The sequence below is a fragment of the Moraxella nasicaprae genome (assembly GCF_025643275.1).
Classification (GTDB): domain Bacteria; phylum Pseudomonadota; class Gammaproteobacteria; order Pseudomonadales; family Moraxellaceae; genus Moraxella; species Moraxella nasicaprae.
On the sequence record NZ_CP089977.1, the window covers coordinates 1,856,178 to 1,879,521 of the forward strand.

General features: G+C 41.5%; 26 protein-coding genes, 1 tRNA gene, 1 other RNA gene and 1 pseudogene. 13 read left to right on the top strand and 16 right to left on the bottom strand.

From position 1 onward, the window contains the following. Positions 1–27: 27 nt before the first annotated feature. The 12 genes and pseudogenes from truA to alaS form a co-directional block, all read right to left on the bottom strand. On the bottom strand, positions 28–855 hold the full coding sequence (truA, locus tag LU297_RS08745) for a tRNA pseudouridine(38-40) synthase TruA (protein WP_263076136.1): 828 nt from the start codon (positions 853–855) through the stop codon (positions 28–30). After that, on the bottom strand, positions 855–1,832 hold the full coding sequence (locus LU297_RS08750) for an asparaginase domain-containing protein (protein WP_263076137.1): 978 nt from the start codon (positions 1,830–1,832) through the stop codon (positions 855–857). The genes truA and LU297_RS08750 overlap by 1 nt, the downstream gene beginning before the upstream one ends. 97 nt (positions 1,833–1,929) lie before the next feature. Further along, on the bottom strand, positions 1,930–3,048 hold the full coding sequence (asd, locus tag LU297_RS08755; RefSeq protein WP_263077380.1) for an aspartate-semialdehyde dehydrogenase: 1,119 nt from the start codon (positions 3,046–3,048) through the stop codon (positions 1,930–1,932). 466 nt (positions 3,049–3,514) lie between these two features. After that, positions 3,515–3,590: transfer RNA gene (locus tag LU297_RS08760), tRNA-Asn, on the bottom strand. 117 nt (positions 3,591–3,707) lie between these two features. Beyond that, positions 3,708–3,899: non-coding RNA, 6S RNA (gene ssrS, locus LU297_RS08765), on the bottom strand. Between the two features lie 242 nt (positions 3,900–4,141). Continuing rightward, on the bottom strand, positions 4,142–4,906 hold the full coding sequence (locus tag LU297_RS08770; RefSeq protein WP_263076138.1) for a glutaminyl-peptide cyclotransferase: 765 nt from the start codon (positions 4,904–4,906) through the stop codon (positions 4,142–4,144). A 47-nt stretch (positions 4,907–4,953) separates the two neighbouring features. After that, positions 4,954–5,109 carry a 50S ribosomal protein L33 gene (gene rpmG / locus LU297_RS08775; RefSeq protein WP_078253122.1) on the bottom strand — a complete coding sequence of 52 codons (156 nt, stop codon included), beginning with the start codon at positions 5,107–5,109 and terminating at the stop codon, positions 4,954–4,956. A gap of 50 nt (positions 5,110–5,159) precedes the next feature. Beyond that, a complete protein-coding gene (rpmB, locus tag LU297_RS08780) occupies positions 5,160–5,396 on the bottom strand; it encodes a 50S ribosomal protein L28 (protein WP_076554403.1) in 237 nt (78 codons plus the stop codon). 264 nt (positions 5,397–5,660) lie between these two features. Then, positions 5,661–6,008, bottom strand: a complete 348-nt coding sequence (locus LU297_RS08785) for a HopJ type III effector protein (RefSeq protein WP_263076139.1) — start codon at positions 6,006–6,008, stop codon at positions 5,661–5,663. Between the two features lie 107 nt (positions 6,009–6,115). Then, a pseudogene (gene csrA, locus LU297_RS08790) lies at positions 6,116–6,283 on the bottom strand (carbon storage regulator CsrA); the annotation flags it as partial. Between the two features lie 200 nt (positions 6,284–6,483). Next, a complete protein-coding gene (locus LU297_RS08795) occupies positions 6,484–7,770 on the bottom strand; it encodes an aspartate kinase (protein WP_263076140.1) in 1,287 nt (428 codons plus the stop codon). A 112-nt stretch (positions 7,771–7,882) separates the two neighbouring features. Next, on the bottom strand, positions 7,883–10,531 hold the full coding sequence (alaS, locus tag LU297_RS08800; protein WP_263076141.1) for an alanine--tRNA ligase: 2,649 nt from the start codon (positions 10,529–10,531) through the stop codon (positions 7,883–7,885). A gap of 351 nt (positions 10,532–10,882) precedes the next feature. Here alaS and LU297_RS08805 point away from each other — a divergent pair, with 351 nt between their 5' ends. Then, positions 10,883–11,077, top strand: a complete 195-nt coding sequence (locus tag LU297_RS08805; RefSeq protein WP_263076142.1) for a hypothetical protein — start codon at positions 10,883–10,885, stop codon at positions 11,075–11,077. 132 nt (positions 11,078–11,209) lie between these two features. On the opposite strand, the gene purB is transcribed toward LU297_RS08805, so the two are convergent. Both purB and LU297_RS08815 read right to left on the bottom strand, forming a co-directional pair. Further along, positions 11,210–12,592: an adenylosuccinate lyase gene (gene purB, locus LU297_RS08810; RefSeq protein WP_263076143.1), complete on the bottom strand. Its 1,383-nt coding sequence runs from the start codon at positions 12,590–12,592 to the stop codon at positions 11,210–11,212. Positions 12,593–12,695: 103 nt separating this feature from the next. Then, the gene (locus tag LU297_RS08815; RefSeq protein ID WP_263076144.1) at positions 12,696–13,166 is read right to left on the bottom strand and encodes an Lrp/AsnC family transcriptional regulator; all 471 of its coding nucleotides are present in this window, start codon (positions 13,164–13,166) and stop codon (positions 12,696–12,698) included. Between the two features lie 157 nt (positions 13,167–13,323). Between LU297_RS08815 and LU297_RS08820 the strand changes: the two genes are divergently transcribed. From LU297_RS08820 to LU297_RS08830, 3 genes are all read left to right on the top strand, one after another. Next, the gene (locus LU297_RS08820) at positions 13,324–14,052 is read left to right on the top strand and encodes an AzlC family ABC transporter permease (protein WP_263076145.1); all 729 of its coding nucleotides are present in this window, start codon (positions 13,324–13,326) and stop codon (positions 14,050–14,052) included. Beyond that, complete coding sequence (locus tag LU297_RS08825; RefSeq protein ID WP_263076147.1) at positions 14,049–14,348, top strand: AzlD family protein; 300 nt, start codon at positions 14,049–14,051, stop codon at positions 14,346–14,348. The genes LU297_RS08820 and LU297_RS08825 overlap by 4 nt, the downstream gene beginning before the upstream one ends. Positions 14,349–14,507: 159 nt before the next feature. Continuing rightward, positions 14,508–14,906 (top strand): ACP-like domain-containing protein, encoded by a 399-nt coding sequence (locus LU297_RS08830; protein ID WP_263076148.1) that lies wholly within the window; start codon positions 14,508–14,510, stop codon positions 14,904–14,906. A 196-nt stretch (positions 14,907–15,102) separates the two neighbouring features. Here the strand turns inward: LU297_RS08830 and LU297_RS08835 are convergent, their stop codons facing one another. Both LU297_RS08835 and LU297_RS08840 read right to left on the bottom strand, forming a co-directional pair. Further along, positions 15,103–16,623, bottom strand: a complete 1,521-nt coding sequence (locus LU297_RS08835; protein WP_263077381.1) for a SulP family inorganic anion transporter — start codon at positions 16,621–16,623, stop codon at positions 15,103–15,105. A gap of 198 nt (positions 16,624–16,821) precedes the next feature. Then, positions 16,822–17,091, bottom strand: coding sequence for a helix-turn-helix domain-containing protein (locus LU297_RS08840; RefSeq protein WP_263076149.1), 270 nt, complete (start codon positions 17,089–17,091; stop codon positions 16,822–16,824). A 173-nt stretch (positions 17,092–17,264) separates the two neighbouring features. Between LU297_RS08840 and LU297_RS08845 the strand changes: the two genes are divergently transcribed. The 9 genes from LU297_RS08845 (at position 17,265) to LU297_RS08885 (ending at position 23,315) form a co-directional block, all read left to right on the top strand. Next, positions 17,265–18,152 (top strand): helix-turn-helix transcriptional regulator, encoded by an 888-nt coding sequence (locus LU297_RS08845; protein ID WP_263076150.1) that lies wholly within the window; start codon positions 17,265–17,267, stop codon positions 18,150–18,152. Between the two features lies 1 nt (position 18,153). After that, on the top strand, positions 18,154–18,360 hold the full coding sequence (locus tag LU297_RS08850) for a hypothetical protein (RefSeq protein WP_263076151.1): 207 nt from the start codon (positions 18,154–18,156) through the stop codon (positions 18,358–18,360). 75 nt (positions 18,361–18,435) lie between these two features. Continuing rightward, the gene (locus tag LU297_RS08855) at positions 18,436–18,708 is read left to right on the top strand and encodes a YkgJ family cysteine cluster protein (RefSeq protein WP_263077382.1); all 273 of its coding nucleotides are present in this window, start codon (positions 18,436–18,438) and stop codon (positions 18,706–18,708) included. 81 nt (positions 18,709–18,789) lie between these two features. After that, complete coding sequence (locus LU297_RS08860) at positions 18,790–19,644, top strand: GTPase (RefSeq protein WP_263076152.1); 855 nt, start codon at positions 18,790–18,792, stop codon at positions 19,642–19,644. 12 nt (positions 19,645–19,656) lie between these two features. Next, on the top strand, positions 19,657–20,409 hold the full coding sequence (locus LU297_RS08865) for a hypothetical protein (RefSeq protein ID WP_263076153.1): 753 nt from the start codon (positions 19,657–19,659) through the stop codon (positions 20,407–20,409). Positions 20,410–20,445: 36 nt separating this feature from the next. Next, positions 20,446–21,378: a hypothetical protein gene (locus LU297_RS08870; protein WP_263076154.1), complete on the top strand. Its 933-nt coding sequence runs from the start codon at positions 20,446–20,448 to the stop codon at positions 21,376–21,378. Between the two features lie 36 nt (positions 21,379–21,414). Next, the gene (locus LU297_RS08875; protein ID WP_263076155.1) at positions 21,415–22,143 is read left to right on the top strand and encodes a hypothetical protein; all 729 of its coding nucleotides are present in this window, start codon (positions 21,415–21,417) and stop codon (positions 22,141–22,143) included. A 21-nt stretch (positions 22,144–22,164) separates the two neighbouring features. Further along, positions 22,165–22,761: a hypothetical protein gene (locus LU297_RS08880; protein ID WP_263076156.1), complete on the top strand. Its 597-nt coding sequence runs from the start codon at positions 22,165–22,167 to the stop codon at positions 22,759–22,761. 35 nt (positions 22,762–22,796) lie between these two features. Continuing rightward, complete coding sequence (locus LU297_RS08885) at positions 22,797–23,315, top strand: hypothetical protein (RefSeq protein WP_263076157.1); 519 nt, start codon at positions 22,797–22,799, stop codon at positions 23,313–23,315. Positions 23,316–23,344 lie beyond the last annotated feature (29 nt).

Consider the following 23,344-nt stretch of genomic DNA (forward strand, 5'->3'; position numbering starts at 1 on the left):
TTTTTCATCAAAAATCTACCGTCTTTTTTATGAGCCTGTCGGTTCATCTGCTAGGTTTAGCCAAAGTGGCGTGATGGGGGTTTTGGGCAGTAGTTGTTGAAATTTATCAGGGTAATAAGCATTGATAAAATACAAGCCATCAGCAGAGGCGGTAGGCGGTGCTAAACTGCGATTTTTTGCTTTAATAAGTGTTGGGATTTCATCTATGTGCATTTCGCCACGCCCCACAGCAAATAGTGTTCCCATGATGTTTCTGACCATGTGATGCAAAAATCCATCAGCTTGTATGTCCAGCACCAAATATGCCCCGTGCTGAATCAGTCTGGCATGACTGACCGTGCGAACAGGTTGGTTGGACTGACAAGCGGCGGCACGAAAACTGCTAAAATCATGCGTGCCGACAAACAGTTTGCTTGCTTGTATCATCTTATCAATATCAAGTGTGGCAAACTCATGCGTAATCTGATGGCGTAAGATGGCAGGGCGATAGGGTTGATTGAGCGTGATGTAGCGATAGCGTCTGGCGATGGCGGCAAATCTGGCGTGAAAATCATCAGGCATTGGCACAAGCCATCTCAGAGCGATGTCATCAGGCAGCAGGCTGTTAGCACCACGAAGCCAGTTGTGAATATCTCGTTTGGCGGTCGTGACAAAATGGGCAATCATATTGCTGGCATGCACTCCTGCGTCAGTACGACCAGCAGCAATCAACTCAATGGAGTGGTTGGCGATGGTGCTTAGAGCTTCTTCAATGACCGCCTGCACGCCCACAACCTCTTCTTGGCGTTGCCAACCACGGTAGCGAGTGCCAATAAATTCAATGCCAACAGCATAGACTTGATTTTGAGTATCCATCATACATTCCAGTTTTCTAATTTCATCGCATCATTGATGATTAGCCATAATGCTCGCCCATAGATGGCAGGTATGCCTAATTGGGCGGCTGACCATACGCCATATTCATATTGCCAAGCACCTGCCTGATAGTCGCCATTGACACCTCCAAAGGCACACATGGTGGTACAGATGATGGGAATGTTTTTGGCGTGCAGTTGTTTTAATGCCTCAATGAGTGCTGGTGATGATGGTACATTGCCAGCACCAAAACCGATGAGAATGACGGCCTTGGTATTAGGGTGCAGATGATTTAGTTCATCAGCCAATATTTGGGGTGTGTTTGGCAGGCAGTAAATCGTCTTAATGAGACTGTGATTGGCGTTGCTTAATAGGGCTTGAACGGGTAGTTTTGCTGTGATGGCTTTTGTGTGTACACTTTCTTGAATAGGCGTACCAACAAAAGCATCATTGGCTTGACTGTCGATTTTTTGGGTGTCATGAGCGTGAAAGGTTTTGTTTGCAAATTGCACAAACACGCCTGTATGATGCTTGCTGGCTGTCAGGGCATCGGTCAGATTTTGCCAAGCATCGCTATCAAGATTGATGGCATAAGTGGCAGAGGTCGGCTCTAATAATGGCTGCATACTGCCTGTAATAATAAGGCTGATGTCTGTTAAGGCAGCAAATGCATTTGCCAAAAATGCTGATAAAAAACTCAGGGTATCAGTACCTGTAATCAGCACAAATTTTCTACCACCAGCTTGATATGCCTGCAAAATAATATCATATAAGCCAACAAAGTCGCTGGGTGTGAGCGTGCTAGAATCTTTGATGATGTTATTGGGCAGGATTTTGATAAGATGGTTTGGGTCATATTGTCCCAGTCTATCCACCAGTACAGGCAAAAAAATCGCACTATCAAGTGGCGATAGTGGTACGCCATGACTGCCAAAAGTACCGCCTGCATAAATCAGATAAGTGTCGTTAGTATTCATCTTGTACCCTAAAATTACACCCTCGAAAATTTTTTTATTATAAATCAAATCCAATAAAAAAGCACACGACTAAGGTGTGCTTTTTGTCCAAGTTGGCTTAGATACGACCTTGAACAATGGCAAGCATACGGCGAAGTGGCTCTGCCGCTCCCCAAAGTAGCTGGTCACCAACAGTAAAGGCGGTTAGATACTCGCCACCCATGTTCATTTTACGCAGACGACCAACTGCCACGCCCAGCGTACCTGTCACTGCTACAGGAGTTAGGCGTTCCATGCTGGCTGGTTTGTCATTTTCAACCACATCTAGCCAAGGATTGTCGCTTTCACGCAATGCTTGTTCGATTTCTTCTAAGGGAATGTCTTTGGTCAGCTTGATGGTTAGGGCTTGGCTGTGGCAACGCATCGCACCGATACGCACGCAGATACCGTCAATGTTGATGATTTGCTCATCGGTTTTGCCAAGAATTTTATTGGTTTCAGCTTGACCTTTCCATTCTTCACGAGATTGACCATTGTCCAGTTGGCTGTCAATGTAAGGAATCAGGCTGCCTGCCAATACTGCACCAAAATGTTGTTTTGGAAAATCCGCTGAACGCTGGGTGTCAGCGATGGTTTTGTCAATTTCCAAAATGGCAGATGCAGGGTCTGAGAGTTTGTCCGCCACAGAATCTCTAAGTACACCCATGCCGCTGATGAGTTCTCTCATGTTGTTTGCACCCGCACCAGAAGCAGCTTGGTAGGTCATTGCTGAAACCCACTCTACCCAGCCACGGCGGAACAGCTCACCAATCGCCATGAGCATTAGGCTGACGGTGCAGTTACCACCAATGAAATCTTTTTTACCATCTTTAAGGGCGGTGTCAATCACATCACGATTGACAGGGTCTAAAATGATGATGGCGTCTTCTTGCATACGCAATGAACTTGCTGCGTCAATCCAGTAGCCATTCCAGCCGCTTTCACGCAATTTACCATGCACAGCTTTGGTGTAGTCACCGCCTTGGCAGGTAATGATGGCATCACATTTTGCCAGTTCGCTAATGTCGTTGGCATCTTTTAGCGTGCCAGCCTCGACACCAAAATCAGGGGCTTTGCCACCTGCATTGCTGGTTGAAAAAAACACAGGCGTGATGTGATTAAAATCGCCTTCTTCAACCATACGAGCCATAAGTACAGAACCGACCATACCACGCCAGCCAACCAGACCGACCACCATTTTTTCTGACATTGATTGTCACCCTTTACAAAATAAAAAATCAAATTTGGATTGATAAATATGCCTTGTTCTGCCACAAAAATCAAGTTATTTTTGACAAAACTGATAAATATTTTGTTTATTGTGGCTTTTATGGTTTGGTGGGTGTGGTGTTTTTTATGACAAAAAAGCCAATGGCAGCATACAAAAAATCGTTTTATCTTACTCATTGCTTAAAAAGGGTGGTTATGTGGTTTAAAGATGAATGGATAAAAGCAACTATAATCATGATTTTACTATCGGTTGGTACGTGGCGATGAGTAAAAGCCTGTTTGCTTTATGATGGGTTTTGATGTTGTTGAAAGATATGGAAGCGGTATTGGCAGCAGAACTAGGTGATGTCATGCTCATCGATGGGGGGTGTCAATGATTTATCGTTGTATGAATAACAAAAAGCCCTTCTAAAAAAGAAGGGCTTTTCTTAATATGGCTCCCCAACCTGGGCTCGAACCAGGGACACACGGATTAACAGTCCGATGCTCTACCGACTGAGCTATTGGGGAATGTCGGTATCTTTCGCTATCTGCTCAAGATGGTGCTTATTATAGCAGGATATTTTTGCTTGTCAACACTTTTTTTGAAAAAAATTCGAAAAAAAATGTGATTTTTTAAATATCAAAAAAAGAACCAAAGTGCCGCCACAAAGGGGAACCATGAACCGTGAAGTTCAAGGCGGAAAGGGATAACACTTATTACGGCTTCCTGATTCATCATCAAGATGCAGGCCTGCTCAACAAAGCATTGAATCCAAATCCTTAGATAAGATTATCGGCTCAGGATATACACTTTGTTAGCGTACACTCCAGTCGGCAAGTATTATAGCAAATTTATTTGATTTTTCAAGATGATATAGTCAATTCTATTCAAAACCAGACAAAGGTTTTGTGCTCAAAGTGAGCTTGCTTGCCCATAACAAAAACCCGCCCGCAGGCAAGCTTGGGGCGAACGGTTTTGCTGTATGGTTTTTGATATGAATTAAGATAATTTCATGGGTGGTAATCAATATCATTGATGAAAAGGTTGGTACAATGTTGCCAGATAAGAAGTGTGCCACTTACTCGTTTAATTGAATTTCCCAAGCAACAGGAAAATATTTACCCGTAATGATAAATCTATCATCATTAAGATGTGCAATGCCATTAAGTACATATTCTGGTTTTTGCAGATTAAGCGGTGAAACTAGCGTGGTAAAATCATAAGTTTTCACCACTTTTGCTGTAATGGGATTGATTTTAACAATGGTGTTACTTCCCCAGAGATTTGCATAAATATGACCATTGGCATATTCTAGCTCATTGATGTGCTTGATGGGTTTGTTATCTTGTTGAACTGATATTTCACCGATTTTTTCAAAATTTTGAGCATCTCTCATTTGCAATGTTGCCGTACCATCGGATAACCACATGATGTTTCTATCAAAATCGTATGCCAATCCCCAACCTTCTGTTGTGATGTTGGTGATGTATTGGGGTTGTAGCTTGGGCAAGGTCCACAAGATAGCAATTTTTTCTCGCCAAGTCACTTGCCAGACCCCATGTGGTGTTATGGCAATCCCTTCTGCAAAAAGGTTGCTGGGCAGGGATTGGGCGTGATATGGCATGCCTGAGAGTAGGTCAAGATAGCCGATTTGCGATTGTCCGTATAGACCCGATGAATATAGTAGTTTGCCTGTTTGGTGGTCAAACTGCAATCCTTGCATGAATAGAGGTTGGTGAATATAATGCGTTTTGATTAGAGTAAAGTCTGATGCGTGTGCAGAAAGGTTTAAAATAAAACTTAAAAGACCAAGGTAGATGAATGTGATGATTTTTGTTGTCATAAGAGTTTCCGTAAAAAACCCAGCAAATTTGCTGGGCTTTCCAAAAATCATTTGATTTTTGCTTCTTTGAATAGTACATGTTGGCGTACTTTTGGATCAAATTTTTTGATTTCCATTTTGCCAGGCATGGTGCGTTTGTTCTTGGTGGTGGTGTAAAAATAACCAGTACCAGCAGTAGAAACTAGCTTGATTTTATCTCTCATGATTGTGTCCTTTAACTTAGAAGGTTTCTAATTCATCTAAAAATCTAAAATTAGATTTTTTGACCTTGTGCACGCAAATCGGCAAGCACTTTGTCGATGCCGTGTTTGTCGATGATACGCATACCCTTAGATGAAACACGAAGACGAACAAAACGGTTTTCTGACTCTACCCAAAAACGATGGTTGTGTAGATTTGGTAGAAAACGACGGCGTGTTTTGTTGTTAGCGTGTGAAACATTGTTGCCCACTTGTGGGCGTTTTCCAGTCACTTGACATACTCGAGACATGGTGAACTCCTAATCTTGGTGGCACGGATATTGAGCGGTATCAGGTGTGCCAGTCTTGGTAGGGTGCTATTAAATGCGGTATGGACACAGCACAAAGTACCAAAGACTTTTTGTGGTTAGGCCACTCTTTGCTTACCGTTAAAGGCGACGACAATCAAGAAGTAGCAGAAAAAATTAAAGCCCATATTATACGCACATTTTTTTATTTTGGCAAGAAAAACCAAAGAAAAATTGGTGCTTGAAATATGGTTTAAGCAAAATCAATCATGATTTTGGCGACAAAGCATTTTTTGGTAAGCCAAAACCGTGCCAGCCATAGTGCATAAAATTGCGGATATTGGCATGGTCATCGCCATCAGGATTGTCTAAAACAGCACGATAATGCTCGGCAAACAAAGTTAGAGTGTCGATTTGATTTAAACCATGCAGTTTGGCAAGACTGAATACTTTGGCACTGCCTTCATTGGTGCCAGCAGGATTGGTCACTTCGCCATTGCTAAATTCAACAGGGGTGTAGTGATAATGTGTTTCAATAAAAGACAGTACATCGGCAAATTTTAGGCTGCCATTACTGACACCCGCTAGGATTTTTGAAATGTCTGTGGCTTGCATCAGGATATCTTCCAAAAGTCAAAAAATTAACGGTTAAAATAATCGTCATCGTCAAATGATGGTGGGGCAAAGTTACCTTGTTCTAGATGGCTCATGTGCATTTGCATAGAGCGTTCGTGCTGAATGCGTTGATAGATTTCTTCACGATGAACGGCGATGTCTTTTGGGGCATTGACACCCAAACGAACTTGATTGCCTTTAACGCCAAGTACGGTAACGCTGACTTCATCACCAATCATCAAGGTTTCGCCAACACGGCGGGTTAGAATTAGCATAAGATTAGCTCCTGTGTGAGAAATATGACCGATTTTGTTCTTGTACCATGATGTTCCAGTCATTTTATCGGTCTTAATATAAGGCAAATAAAAATCTGCCTAATGCAATATTATAAAACGCATTAGGCAGATTGTCAGTAACTTTACAATGATTTTGTGTATTTTTTATGCAACAAAATCCAACAAAAAGTTAGCTAAGATTACAGACCAGCTACTTTGCTTTCGCCATCTTCACGGTCAAGACCAAATGCGGTGTGCAAAGATTTGACAGCTTTTTCTAGATGCTGCTCTTGAATAAGAACAGAAACCTTGATTTCTGAGGTTGAAATCATTTGTAGGTTGATGTTCTCTGAGGCTAGGGTTTCAAACATTTTGCTGGCAACACCTGCATGAGAACGCATGCCTACACCAACGATAGAAACTTTGACGACTTTATCATCGCCAACGATTTGGGTAGCACCGATGTCGTCTTTTACTTTTTCTTCTAAGATTTTGATGGCTTTATCAAAATCGCCACGAGGTACAGTAAAACTAAAATCGGTCACGCCATTTTCAGCGATATTTTGGATAATCATATCGACTTCAATGTTGGCAGCACCAATAGGGCTTAAAATGGCAGAAGCAATGCCTGGACGGTCAGGCACGCCAAGTAGTGCAATTTTGGCTTCATCACGGTTAAAGGCAATGCCTGAAATAACAGCGCGTTCCATATCATCTCCTTCATCAACGGTAATCAAAGTACCGACATTTTGTTTAAATTCTTCATCAAAAGCACCATCGGTGCCTTCATCAAAACTAGACAGTACACGAAGCGGTACTTTGTATTTGCCTGCAAATTCAACCGAGCGGATTTGAAGAACTTTTGAGCCTAATGATGCCATTTCTAGCATTTCTTCAAAGGTGATTTTGCCCAGTTTTTTGGCTTTTGAGGTAACTCGTGGGTCGGTGGTGTAAACGCCATCAACATCGGTGTAGATTTGACATTCGTCAGCACCAATGGCGGCAGCGATGGCAACCCCTGTGGTGTCTGAACCGCCACGACCTAGTGTAGTTAGGTCATTGTTTTTATTGACACCCTGAAAACCTGCCACGATGATGACTTTGCCTTCTGCCAACTCTTTTTTAATGTTGTCAGCGTCGATATGCTCAATGCGTGCCTTGGTGTGGGTTTCATCGGTCTTGATGGCAACTTGACGACCTGTCATTGATTTGGCGTCCACACCCAAATCTTTGAGTGTCATTGCAAGTAGGGCGATGGAGACCTGCTCGCCTGTGGCAACCATCTGGTCGTATTCTCGTGGGTCAGGGTCGTTTGAGATTTCTCTTGCCAAGCCAATGAGTCGGTTGGTTTCACCGCTCATTGCCGATACCACGACCACTACTTGATGACCGTGATCATGCCAACGCTTGACACGCGCTGCGACATTTTTGATGCGGCTGGTGTTACCCATTGAAGTGCCGCCATATTTTTGTACGATTAGTGCCATGATATTTGCCTTATTTCACGCCCGATTATCCTAGGGCTTACCATGATTACACCGATTTGGTGCGTCTAAAATAAGTTTAACCAACACCAGACCTTATCTGGTGTTTTGATGATTATGCTAAGCTGCTTAGGATTTGTTGTTCCAAGGCAGCTAAAATACTGTCGAGTTTGTCAGAATTGGCAGCACCCCCTTGGGCAAAGTCGGGTTTGCCACCACCTTTACCGCCCAATTCGCCAGCCAAATGACGAATGATGTCGCCTGCCTTAACCTTATCCTGAGCAGACTTGGCAACACTGGCTGCCATTGCAAGGTCGGTTGTTTGACCAATAATGACAATAATGCCATTATTTAGGCGAGATTTTAGGGTATCCACAAGTCCACGAATGCTCTTGCCATCAATACCTGCCACTTTGGCAATCAGTACCTGATGCTCGCCTACTTGTTTGGCTTGCCCGATGAGTTCGCCAGCTTGCACGCTTGCTAATTTTTGTTGCAGTTGTTCTAGCTGTTTTTCAAGCTCTCGTTGTTTGTCGCTAAGTGCATTGATGCGTGGCAAAATCTCATTTCGTTTGGCTTTTAGGTTGCCAGCCAAAGTGCTAAGCGTGTGTTCGCCAGCTTGGATATAACGCAATGCTCCAAGACCTGTCAAGGCTTCGATGCGTCGAACACCCGCAGCAATGCCGCTTTCAGAGACAATTTTAAACATGCCAATATCGCCCGTTTGCATCACATGGATACCACCACACAGCTCGATGGAGAAGGCGGATTTATCGGCATTTTCGCCCATTGTCAAAACACGCACGGTTTCGCCATATTTTTCGCCAAACAATGCCATCGCACCTTTTTTCAAGGCGGCATCAATCTCCATGTATTCTACGCTGACTGGCGTATTTTTTTGGATTTGTTCATTGACGATTCTTTCAATGGTATTAAGGTCGTCAGTACTGATGGGGCTTTCGTGAGAGAAGTCAAAACGAAGCACTTCGCTAGATACCAAAGAACCTTTTTGAGCAACGCCAGTGCCTAGCACTTCACGCAAAGCAGCGTGTAATAAGTGGGTGGCAGAGTGGTTTTTTGATGAAGCTTTACGAATATCATCAAGCACTTGGGCGTGAGCAGGTTGAGCATCATCAATCTGACCCATTTTGACTGTGCCATAGTGAATGATGGCTTGTCCTGATTTTTTGGTGTCTTCAACAGCAAATACACCGCTTGGTGTGCTGATTTCGCCAAGTTCACCAACTTGACCACCGCCTTCGGCATAAAATGGCGTGGCAGACAGGACGATAACTCCTTGCTCGCCTTCTTGTAGGCTGCTCACCGCTTTGCCATCTTGATACAAACCTGTGATGGTAGTATCGGCAGTCAAGGTTTCATAGCCTAAGAATTTGGTCGCTACATCGGTTTTGATGGCAGCGGTGTAATCGACATCAAATTTGCCAGCATCACGAGCTCTTTCTCGCTGTGCTTGCATGTGCAGTTCAAAACCTGCTTCATCAAGTTCGATGTTTCGTTCACGAGCGATGTCAGCGGTCAAATCAACAGGGAAGCCATAAGTGTCGTATAGTCTGAAGACTGTTTCACCATCAAGCGTATCGCCATCATTGAGTTTGTCCAGCTCGCCTGACAATAGACGCAGACCTTGTGCCAAAGTTTTGGCAAATTGCTCTTCTTCTTTTTGGATAACCGCTTGGATATGTGCCTGTTTTTCAACAAGCTCTGGATAGGCTTTACCCATTTGCTCAACCAGTGCAGGCACAACCTGATAAAAGAAGCTGCCTGTTGCTCCAAGTTTGTTGCCATGACGCACTGCACGACGAATGATGCGACGCAGGACATAGCCACGACCTTCATTGCTTGGGCGTACACCATCAGCAATCAGGAATGACACAGCACGGATATGGTCGGCAATGACTTTAAGTGAGGCTTGTTCTTCGTTGTTGATGCCCAAGATGTTGGCGGCGGTATTCATGAGATTGACAAACAAATCAACTTCATAGTTGCCGTATTTGCCCTGCATGACAGAACTGATGCGTTCTAGTCCCATACCTGTATCAACAGATGGTTTTGGTAGAGGTTCTAGTGTACCATCTTTTTGACGGTTAAACTGCATGAATACGCAGTTCCAAACTTCCACATAGCGGTCGCCATCTTCTTCTGGTGTACCAGGCAGACCGCCTTCGATGTGGTCGCCATAGTCATAAAAAATCTCTGAGCAAGGACCGCAAGGACCTGTGTCGCCCATCGCCCAGAAGTTATCCGATTCGTACTGCTTGCCTTTGTCGCCAATACGAATGATGCGTTCAGGAGCCAGCCCAACTTCTTGATGCCAGATGTCAAAGGCTTCATCATCGGTGTGATAGACGGTGACATAAAGGCGGTCTTTGGGTAGTGCCAGCCATTTTTCGTCCGTCAAAAACTCCCAAGCAAACTTGATGGCGTCTTTTTTGAAATAATCGCCAAAGCTAAAATTGCCCAGCATTTCAAAGAAAGTATGATGGCGAGCGGTATAGCCGACATTATCAAGGTCGTTATGTTTGCCACCAGCACGCACGCATTTTTGGGAGGTGACAGCTCGGTTGTAGTCTCTTTTTTCAAGACCTAAAAAGGTGTCTTTAAATTGGTTCATGCCTGCATTGGTGAATAGCAGGGTGGGGTCATTGTGAGGGATTAGGCTTGATGAGGCGACGGGGGTGTGATTTTTGCTGGCAAAAAAATCAATAAAAGCCTGACGCACTTCGTTTAGTTGCATGGTTTTCATAAAAAATCCTTAGCTGTCAGTTGTCATTGCTGACAGGGTGTTATTTTGGGTTTGATAAATTTGGGTGTTGGCTTGATTGGTGTGTCAATCGGTTGATTTTCCCACAATGAATGCTGATGAATGTTGGGTCAAGCCATCACAAAATGATTGTACATATATACAAACCAGTCATTTTAGCATAAAACAACCATCTTGACAGCTATTTTGGCGAAAATCATACAGCTTTTTTATGAATTTTACCAGAAAATTAAAAACCATAAAAAAATTACGGATTTTTTGCAAAAAACACTTAACATTTTCCCAAAAAAGTTGTATAACTATATTGATTTCCTTATTCTCTTTGGGGGTTTTATGAATTTTCCATTATTAAGCATTGTGTTTACCATTGCTTTTACCGTGATTATTGGTGTTTTGTTCGTGATTGCGGTTGTGACAGGATTTGATAAAGGTTCATACATCATTGGTGTGATTATTGCTGGTGCACTTATCAGCTTACCTGTATCAGTGGCAGTAACCAAACGAATCGCCAGCCTAAAAGGTGAATAGCTGATGATTTGACGGCACAAATTTTGATGGTATAAATTTGTGCAGCTCGTTGCACGGCTTATCCAGCCGCATAACAAACAAAAAAGCGATAACCGATGGCGTTATCGCTTTTTTTGTGATTAACCAGCAAAATTATTTCAAATATGCTTTTAGCTGTTTTGCCTGCTCATCGGCATTGCCAATATAAGTCGCTGGCGTTAATGCTGCTAGGCGGTTTCTTTCACTTTCTGGCACTTGGGCAAGTTCATCGCTACCCACAAAACCTACCATCATCTCACGAGTCATTGTTTGCCCACGAGTGAGTGCTTTTAGTTTTTCGTAAGGTTTTTCAACATTATAGCGTCTCATCACTGTTTGAATCGGTTCAGCTAAGACCTCTTGAGCATTATCCAAATCTTCTGCCAAACGCTGTTCATTGAGTTCTAATTTACCAATCCCTTTTAAGCAGGCTTCAAAGGCAATCAAACTTTGAGCAAAGCCCACGCCCATATTACGCAAAACCGTACTATCGGTTAAATCTCTCTGCCAGCGTGAAATGGGTAATTTTTCACCTAAATGAGCCAAAACGGCATTGGCAATGCCTAAATTACCCTCACTGTTTTCAAAATCAATGGGATTAACTTTGTGGGGCATTGTCGAGCTACCTACTTCGCCTTCTTTTAATTTTTGTTTAAAATAACCTAGTGAAATATAGCCCCATACATCACGATTAAAATCAATTAAAATGGTATTAAAACGGCGTAGGCTATCAAATAGCTCTGCCATATAATCGTGCGGTTCAATTTGTGTGGTATAAGGATTAAAGGTTAAACCCAAACTTTCTACAAAATTTTGGCTATGTTTTGCCCAGTTAAGGCTAGGATAAGCGGATAGATGGGCATTATAATTACCGACTGCTCCGTTAATTTTACCCAGTAATTCAACTTGCTTAAATTGCTTAATTTGACGATAGAGACGATAAGCCACATTTGCCATTTCTTTGCCTAAAGTGGTTGGGCTTGCAGTTTGTCCGTGTGTGCGAGAGAGCATTGGTACATCGGCATACTTTTCTGCCAAGTTTGCAATATTATCAATAATATCTTGCATAGATTGAATTAAAATATCTCGCCCTGATTTTAACATTAAGGCGTGCGATAAATTATTAATATCTTCTGAGGTACAGGCAAAATGAATAAATTCACCAGCGTTTTTAAGTTCGTCAATATCGGCAATTTGTTCTTTTAAGAAATATTCTACCGCTTTGACATCGTGATTGGTGGTGCGTTCAATTTCTTTGATTCGTTCGGCATTTTCTAAGGAAAAATTATCAATAATGGCATTTAATTTGGCATTGGTCTCATTTGAAAATGGCGAAATTTCTGTGATTTCGGGGTGATTAGCTAGGGCTTGTAGCCAGCGAATTTCAACCGTAACACGAGCGTGCATTAAGCCAAATTCGGACAAATAAGGACGCAGAGCATCGCATTTACTAGCGTAGCGACCATCAAGGGGCGATAGGGCGGTTAAGATATTCATAAGAGTTCCTTTACAGATGAAAAAATATTTGGTTTATTATAGCAGATTTTTGAGGGTATTTGGGAAAAATGCCAAAATGATGAAATTTTATACAAAAATATGGCTAAATAGGCAGTAAATGACTGCGTTTGATGGTCTGGACAGGGACTTCGGTTTTAATGTTTAAAACATTTTTGATGTGCGTTAGGTGTCTGACTTGAAACTGACGATAGGATTCTAGGTCTTTGACCACCACTTTTAAGACAAAATCACAATCCCCCACCATCAAATAACATTCCTGCACTTCATCAACAAAACGAATGCTGTCCGCAAAGTGATTGACCGCATCTTCTGTTTGGGTTTTTAGCCACACTCGCACAAATAAGGTCAATCCGCAGTCTAATTTTTCGGCATTGAGCTTGGCGGTGTAGCCTGAAATAAACCCCTGTTCTTCAAGAATCTTGACACGGCGCAAGCAGGGCGATGGCGATAAACCCACCAGTTCGGCAAGCTGCGTGTTGCTTAGACTGCTGTCTTTTTGCAAGATATTTAAGATGCGTTTGTCGATTTGGTCGAGTTCCAAAATGCCACTCATTACTATATCCTTGAAATTTTATGCCAATAAAAATCATAATGATAAAATATTCTACCAAAATACGCCATAAAAATCTGCAAAAACGCAATCCAATAGCGTATTATTTGACATACAATGATGACCATCAATCATAGCAAACAAAGTCATTATTATAAATATGCAAACCACCATCTATACCCCAAATATTGACGCTATCCCAAGCAGCGAAAAAGCTGAATTTTATCGTGGGGCAAAAGACGCCATTCCTGTGATGTTGGGTTTTATTCCTTTTGCCATGGTGCTGGGTGCATCTGCGGTAGGGGCGGGGTTTAAATGGTATGAACTTGGGCTTTTGACCACCACCAACTTGGCAGGTGGTTCGGAATTTACTGTCGTCAGCCTTTGGAATAATCCGCTTAATATCGGACTGATTGTTGTGATGGCGACTTTGGTTAATAGTCGCCACATCATCATGGGGGCAAATTTTTCGCTATTATTAAAGGATATGCCACGCAAAAAAGCATTGGCTTTGCTGTTTGTGATGATTGATGAAAGCTGGGCGATGGCGGTGGCTGATGCCAAACAATACAATCGCACTCGCCTGAATGTGCCTTATTATTTGGGCGTGGCAGGCGTGCTGTGCTTGACTTGGGCGGTATTCACCACACTAGGTGCGTATTTTGCTCCGATGATTGGCGACTTAAAACAGTACGGCATGGACATGGCATTTACTGCTGTATTTTTGGTGCTGCTCAAAGGTATGTGGCAAGGTCTAAAACCTGCCGTGCCTTGGTTGGTTAGTCTTGCGGTGGCAGGCGTGCTATATCACACGATTGACGGTGCGTGGTATGTGGCAGGTGGTGCATTGGCAGGCGTGCTATGTGCATTTTTGATGGAGTGTGAATGATGGAATGGCAAGTGCTTTTAACCATTGTAGCATTGGCACTTAGTACCTACATGACCCGTATTGTTGGCTATTTGGCATTCAGCAATCGTACGCTTAGCCCTAGGGCAACTCGTGTGATGCAGGCGGTGCCAGGCTGTGTGTTGATTGCCGTGATTGCTCCCGTGATTGTTTCTGGTAGCATTGCCAATATGGTGGCGGTGGCAGTTACCTGCCTTGCCATGTTGCGTTTTTCGTTATTGCCAACGGTGTTGATTGCCATTATTGTTACGGGTGTATTGCGACACTTGGGTTTTTGAGCATGACAGCATTGATAGCATTGTTTCATTACCAATGAAGTAATATTTGTAATATTTATTTACATTTTCTCAACTGAAAATCATTATCTCATCTCACTATAATAAACTCATTCAAGGCGTGATGCCTTGATGGTTTCACTTAATCATGAGGATAATACAATGAAAAAATTAGCCACCATCACAATGATTGCTTTGACTGGACTATCTACCGCTGCATTCGCCGCAGGTGCTCAATCGGACGCCCGTACCGCTCACAAAAATGCCGTCAAAACCCGCACCGTGACTTATGCTTGTCAAGACCATCAAAAAGTAGCGGTTAAGTATGGCTTTAATAAACGCAACCAGCCAACTTATGCAGAAGCCAATCTAGATGGTAAGAGACGCTTTATGCCAATCAACTACAACAATAGCGATGCGACTGCTACTGAGTTTGGCGATGAGAATAATTATAGCGTGTTGTCTGATAAGATTACTTATAAGACCGCTCGCAAAGGCTCAATCCAAATCCAATCGCCTGACAGCACTATCTTATACAAAAACTGTAAAGCAGTTAAATAATTTGGTCTATTGGTGTTATAACCTTCTGTAAAACTAGTTTTTCGCTCATCCTAGGCTTGTCTATGGGGGAGCGAAAAACCGTCATGGTTTAACTTAGTTTGCCATGAATGCTTTTCTTTAATTTAGGGTTTTGCAGGAAATCTGATAAACCAATAAAAACAGCTTAGGTTGATTGCCTAAGCTGTTTTTTTACGCATCAGTTTTTTAGAATATCGACTTCTTCATCTTTTTCTAGTGTGCCAAATTTATCCACTAAGGTCTTGCTGGCTTGATTAAGACCAAAAATCTCAACCGCCGCCCCAAGTTTTTGGTATTTTTGCACCACTTTATCTAGGGCGGCAACCGCAGAAATATCCCAAAAATGAGCATGACTGACATCAATGCTGACCGATGTTGGACTGCCAGTATAATCAAAACTTGCCACAAAATCATCTTTTGATGCAAAAAACACTTGACCAGCCACGCCATACGCCAATGTCTGCGTGTCATCGGTTGGCAAAGGGCGAACTAGCATGTATCGACCAATTTTGTGAGCGAAAAATAGTGCAGACAGTAGAACGCCAGCCAAGACACCCAGTGCTAAATTGTGACTATATACAACGATGGCGACCGTGCTTAGCATCACGACATTAAAGCCAATGGGGTGGGTTTTGAGTTTTTTGATGGATTGCCAATCAAAAGTACCCAAAGACACCATAATCATCACTGCCACCAACGCAGCCATGGGGATAATTTTGATGACATCGCTCAAAAACACCACCAAAATCAACAAAAACACCCCAGCCACCAGCGCGGAAAGGCGTGTGCGACCCCCTGATTTAATGTTAATGACCGATTGTCCAATCATGGCACACCCTGCCATACCGCCAAACAGACCGCTGACAATATTGGCAAGCCCTTGACCTTGGCATTCTTTATTTTTATCGCTGTCGGTTTCGGTCATTTCATCAAGCATATTGGCGGTCAGCAGTGATTCTAGCAAGCCAACCGCAGCAAGACTGAGCGAATAAGGCAGGATAATCAATAAAGTATCAAGGTTTAATGGCACATCAGGCAATAAAAATATCGGCAAACTGTCTGGTAATTTACCCATGTCGCCCACCGTACGCACTTTAAAACCTAGCCATAAGCTGATGAGTGTGACCAAAACCACCGTCACCAAAGTGGCAGGAATGAGTTTACCAATTTTTGGCAAATAGCCAAATCCATAGACAATCACCAGCCCCAATGCGGTCAAAGCATAAGTTTGCCAAGACACACCTGCCAGATTTGGATTTAACTCTGGCATCTGTGCCATGAACACCAAAATCGCCAACGCATTGACAAAACCAACCATCACCGCCTGTGAGATAAATCGGGTCAGATTGCCCAGCTTAAACGCACCAGCCAGTATCTGAATGACACCTGTCAATAGTGTGGTGGCAAGCATGTATTGCAGTCCGTGATGTTTTACCAAGCTGACCAGTACCAATGCCATCGCACCAGTTGCTGCACTAATCATCGCTGGACGACCGCCAAAAAATGCACTCATCACAGCAATGCAAAATGAGGCGTACAATCCCACTTTGGGGTCAACGCCAGCAATGATAGAAAAAGCAATGGATTCAGGAATCAACGCCAATGCGACCGCCAGACCAGACAGGACATCAGCACGAGTGTTGGAGAGCCAATTTTGGCGAAACTCTTTGGGATTAAACGCAGAAAATAGGGTATTCATAATAAAGGATTGGTTAAAACCAGCCATTGTAACATCAAAATACAATCGTGCAAAGTTTGCCAAGCCAGATTTATATCATTGGTTTTGTTATTAAAAATTGCTTATTTTGTAAATAAAACCAATCATTAAGAGTGCAACAGCACAATAAGATGATTGGCAAAAGCCATTAGCGATGACACAACCTGTCAATTTGCTTTGTTATACTGCATTTGATGACGAGCATTGTGGGTTTTTGTTCTGATGAATGAGTTGCAAACCAACCAAAGGATCGATTTGTAATGCCTGACAATACCAAACAAATTCTACAATATCAAGGCGACGATCACCTTCTTCGACTCGCTGCACATAAGAATGAGGCTTGCCCAATCGCTGGGCAAGCTGTCGCATGGTAAGTCGATGTTCTAGCCGTTCTTGGCGTAACCAATGGCGAAGGGCTATCATTTCTGAGCTATAAATACTTTTTGTCATTCGCTATATTTACGATATATTGACAAATTACCCAAAATGAGTACAATTAGAAAATTTTGTACCTATATTGAGTACGATTTTTTTTGGGTGATATTGCTACTAAAAATCATCTTGTTCATCAAGAATGTTATGATATATTGATAATTTTATCTTATGAAATAGGAAATCAATCAATGAGCAAATCGCTGCATGAAAAATTGGCATATCGACTGGCGGATATACTAACCATGCTCAATACTGGCGAGAGTTTATCAGTCGATGATTTGGCACAAAAATATCAAGTCAGTCGCCGAACCATCATGCGAGATATTGATGAGCGTCTGGCGTTCTTACCCTTAGAAAAACAAGCGGGTCACTATCGATTGTCGGTGAATTATCTTGGACAGCTAAGCTACAAAGACATTCGCAATTTTGCTCAGATTTCTGGCATTGCTAAGCTATATCCCAATCTTGATGTTTCTTTTTTAAGAGAGATTTTAGACGAAAGAGCCGCGCAGGTGTATTCGGTCAAAGGCTATACATTTGAAGATGCTACGCAGTTTGAGGATTTAATTAGCCAAATTAAACAATCAATTCAGGAACAGCGTGAGATTTCTTTTGTATATAAAGGTGGTTCAAGACAGGTCAAACCATACCAAATCGTTCATCATCGAGGGTGCTGGTATTTGGCGGCGGTCAAAGATGATGAATTGAAAGCCTATCGCCTAAGCAGAATGAGCAAGCTGTCTATTTTGGCACAAAAATTTGATGTTCAAACCGAATTTGTAGAACAACTCAAACAAAGTGAGAGTATTTGGTTTGGCAAAAATAAAGTTGAAGTTATCTTAAAAGTTAACGCAACAGTGGCTGCTCATTTTGCTCAAAGAAAGCTGTTGCCAGAGCAAAAATTAATCAAGGAACTGGATAATGGAGATTTGTTGTTATCTAGTGTGATTGTTGATGAAAAACAGATTTTTCCTTTGGTTCGCTATTGGCTGCCGCATCTAAAAATCATCAGTCCAGATGGCTGGCAAGAACGATTGGAAGATGGGCTAAAAGATTATCTTGGTATGGGAGAGTGAGATGTCATTTATTACCCCTAATATTTCGACGCCAAAGAAGTTTAAATGCACCAGCTGTGGCAAAGTGTACACTAAGATGACAGAAGACCCGATGCCTCTACTGCATTTATTTACAAAATCAGATACGCCTCAGGAAGGTAAATGTGATGATTGCAAAAGTCTGACCGAAAAACTTCTATCACTGGCAAAGTTTAGTGTGATTCGTTGAAAGCGGTTGATAGCCAATGTGGTATTGATTATTTTTAGTGGATTAGTGTGGGTGTTTTGATCGTTCATGATTCCAATGTTGAACATATCAGATTTAACGACATTTCCTTGTACAGCTTGTGGTCAATGCTGTCGACGAATTCATCTTAGTGAAATGACAGCATTTTTGGACAGAGGGGACGGTATTTGTCACCATTTGGATTGTCAGACAAATTTGTGTCAGATTTATAATGACAGACCGCTGGTTTGTCGAGTGGAGGACTATTATAAAACTTATCTTATCAATCAAATTTCTTGGGAGGAGTTTGTTGACATCAATGTGCAAGTGTGTAAAAACTTGCAAAACTAATAGCAGACAAAGTCTAACCAAATAAAATGAATTTGCATTCTGTAATTGTAAAATTAATTTAATCATGTATAGGAGTTATCTATGAATGCCAAGCAAAGAGTTGAGCGGTTAATCAAACAGGCTCAGTTAATTTTGAAAGAAAAAAAACATCAATTAGACACAAATAACGAGTCAGAGACCCCTGTTGTTGCAACTTGGGGTTTGATGAACGCAGGTAAAAGTTATTTGCTAAATATGCTAACTCATAATATTGATAAAGAATATTTTAAAACGAATGACATTAGGGAAACTGCCGAAGTTCATCGACTGGTTGCGGATGGTTGCGTATTTTTGGACACTCCTGGTTTAGATGCCAATGCCGAAGATAATGCAGAAGCTTTAAAGGGTGTGGCGCAGGCAGATGTGGTGCTATTTGTTCATCAGCTACAAGGTGAATTAGAGCAGGTAGAAGTTGATTTTCTTAAAGAGGTGGCAAATTCTTTTGGCAAATATGCTTCTGAAAATATCATTATTGTCATTAGTAAAATTGATAAAGAATCACCAGAAAAAGTTAAAGAAATTCAGGAGAAAATCCTAAAACAATGCCGTGACGAACTAGGATTTTCACCACAATGTTTTCAAATCTCCAATACTCGCTATCACAAAGGCGAGAAAGAGCATAAAGATGTGCTGATTGAGCAAAGTCATATTTTACTTCTAAGAGACCATATCCAAAAGCTCATCAAGGAAAATGCTAATCATGTTAGAAAGCAAAGAAAAAATCATAAACTACAACAGTATCAGACTGAATTGGTGGCTATTGAGCGAGAGTTGAAGCAGTTGCAGACAGAGATATTTACGCCATATTATCAAGCTTTGAAAAAAGTCGATGACCATATCCTTGATGTGATCAGACCCGAAGTCAAAGCTCGTGAAAAGCAATACAATGAACTATGATGAGAGATTGGTATGTGGAAATATTTACTTGGTGGAAGTATTCCAACTACAACAGCAAGAAACCCTATTGAAGAAAGAATTGTTAAAAAAACACTTTCGAGTGTTTTAGGTAATAATGATGGTGATTATGACGACGATGACGGCGAGGATCTTGAAGAGGCACGCCGAGAAAAAGCTCGTTCAGAGATTTTAACTTCACTAAGTGAATACTTAGAAAAAGAAGGGAATCAGCTGATGAGCATCTTGGTTGAGCAAGGCATTGTTCAGTCGATGGTGTGTAAGCCTTATGTGGTACCTGCACGTGTTTCACTCTTCGGGTGGTTACCTATAACATTAGGGATGGAGATTAGAGTTTTCACAAATGATAAAAGTGCTCGTGATTCATTGCGTGCGAGTGAAGATGTATTTAAACCTTTATCGATCCTCGGTAATGGTAAAAGAATTGAAGAACATTCACTACCAAGTTTTATAGAAAACTCTATTCAAAACATTGATTTAAATCAAGTATTGGATAAATCAGGCAAAAAATCTGAACTCGGTCGTGTGTTTGCCACTTCTAAGAAGTGGGCGTATTTTGCTCCCACCAAAGGAGCTGATAACCAGCGATTTATTTTCCAGAGAGTGACTGCCAATTTTTATTCATTGTATGATTGTGTTTTGACACCAACTGATGAATTTTGTCAGGATATGGAGCTGTTATCCCAGCTTGATGACGCATTGCAAAAAATTGAACAAGAAGTACATCAGATAACTAAATCGGTCTGATGTTCAATACATTTATTATCTTTTAGGAGTATAAAGATGGCATTACCATTCTTGATTGGCGGTGCTGTGCTAGTTGGCGGAGCTTTGCTTGCTGCTGCTAGTAGCTCTGGTGGAAACTATGATGACGACGATGATGGCGAGGATCTTGAAGAGGCACGCCGAGAAAAAGCTCGTTCAGAGATTTTAACTTCACTAAGTGAATACTTAGAAAAAGAAGGGAATCAGCTGATGAGCATCTTGGCTGAGCAAGGCATTGTTCAGCCGATGGTGTGTAAGCCTTATGTGGCAACCATTAAAAAACCTGATGCATTGTTGGTTAGAATTTTTTCAAGAGCAAATAATGGCAAGGGTGTCAATTCCCAGAATCAATCAAGAGTTCCAATGCCAAGACGACGCAATCATGAACCAAGATTTAATGATTGGAATTCATCAATATTAGATCATGGGTTGAATTATGGCGGGAATAGACCAAGACGACGCAATCATGAACCAAGATTTAATGATTGGAATTCATCAATATTAGATCATGGGTTGAATTATGGCGGGAATAGACCAAGACGACGCAATCATGAACCAGGATTTAATTATTGGAGTTCATCAATATTAGATCATGGGTTGATTTATGGTGGGAATAGACCAAGACGACGCAATTATGTAGTTGATGATAGAATTAAAAAAGGTTTGTTATCGGATTTTATCGAGCGCTCCATGACACCTAATGAATCGGGCAGCATGTCAGCACTTGGCCATGTTTTTGCTACTTCTAAGAAATGGGCGTATTTTGCTCCAAAAAAAGGAGCTGATAACCAGCGATTTATTTTCCAGCGAGTGACTGCCAATTTTTATTCACTGTATGATTGTGTTTTGACACCAACTGATGAATTTTGTCAGGATATGAGATTGCTTTCGAGAATTAATACTACTTTGCGGAAAATTTCGCAAGAAACACATCAAACCAAACCGGTCTGATGTTCAATATATTTATTATCTGTTAGGAGTATAAAGATGCCATTACCATTATTGATTGGCGGTGCTCTACTTGGCGGAGCTTTACTTGCTGCTGGTAGCTCTGGTGGAAACCATGACGACGATGACGACGAGGATCTTGAAGAGGCACGCCGAGAAAAAGCTTGTTCAGAGATTCTAACTTCACTAAGTGAATACTTGGAAAAAGAAGGGAATCAGCTGATGAGCATCTTGGCTGAGCAAGGCATTGTTCAGTCGATGGTGTGTAAGTCTGATGTGGCAACCATTGGAAAGCCTGATGTATTGTCGGTTAGAATTTTCGCAAGAAATAATCGGCGTGCCAATACTCCAATTTCATCTCCATCAGTATCTGGTGCATCATTTGGTTTTGCCGTTAATAGTATCTTTGGTGTCCTCCTTGGTAACTCGACTCAAAAAATCAAAGAGTATTCACTGTCAAGTTTTATAGAAAACTCTATTCAAAACATTGATTTAAATCAAGTATTGGATAAATCAGACAAAAAATCTGAACTTGGTCGTGTGTTTGCCACTTCTAAGAAATGGACGCATTTTGCTCCAAAAAAAGGAGTTGATACTCATCGATTTATTTTCCAGCGAGTGACTGCCAATTTTTATTCACTGTATGATTGTGTTTTGACACCAACTGATGAATTTTGTCAGGATATGGAGCTGTTATCCCGGCTTGATGACACATTGCAAAAAATTAAACAAGAAGTACGTCAGATAAATAAATCTTTAATACATTGATTATCTTTTAGGAGTATAAAGATGCCATTACCATTATTGATTGGCGGTGCCGCTCTACTTGGTGGAGCTTTGCTTGCTGCTGCTAGTAGCTCTGGTGGAAACTATGACGACGATGATGACGGCGAGGATCTTGAAGAGGCACGCCGAGAAAAAGCTCGTTCAGAGATTCTAACTTCACTAAGTGAATACTTAGAAAAAGAAGGGAATCAGCTGATGAGTGTCTTGACTGAGCAGGGTATTCTTGAACCAACCTCATGCTCGTTTGAGACAGATGATATCGACTTAGATGATGAGTTGGAAATCTGTGTTTTTGATAGAGATGACATGAAGGAAAGTCAATTTGAGCTACTCCTTGATGAAGCCATTGAAGACATGGATCATTATAGAGATCATGAAGTCAATCTCTTTAAGCAGACGATTCGTTACAAATATCTTAATAGAATTCAGCCCGATGCCCAATCTGTATTTCAAAGAGTGTCGGTGAACTTTTATTCATTGTATAAAAATTCATTGTATAGCAATGGTTTTACACTCACTGAGGAGTTTCGCCAAGATATGAGATTGCTGTCAAAAATTGATAAAGAGCTATACAAAATCAAACAGCAGGCCGACACCTAGGCGAATTATTAAACTAAATCTCTTGGGAGGATAAAATGTCCCTTAGTGCAAAAGAAGCTCAAATATTATTAGACGAATACTTGGAGATGAGCAAAAGGCAATTGATGGATATTTTATCCAGCCATGGGATTGCTCAGCCAAGGCAATACACTTCCGCTGTCCAACTTTCTGAAAATCGTCATCGGTCTTTATTTGACAGAAATGATAAAAATGAAATATTTGGCGTATCGTTAGAAAGAACGATTGTGGAGATTAGCCGAGTTATTGAAACCAGTCGTGCCATCGATGCTGTTTCAGGTGCCACCTTTGATGATGATATTCTTGATGGTACTGATGATTATGCTTATCGATATTTTTTAAACACCATTGCTGACTCTCAACGATGGTCGCATCTTAATTTACTAAAAAGCGATGCTCAACGACTTTTCCAAAGAGTGATTTTTAATTTTGGTGTGTTGTATGAATCTGGTTTGGTACTAACAGATGAATTCTTACAGGACATCAGATTGCTTTTGGAAATCAATGACCTGCTAAAAGAAATTGCTGGTTCTTAGTGATGATTTAAACAATAAAGAGGTATATA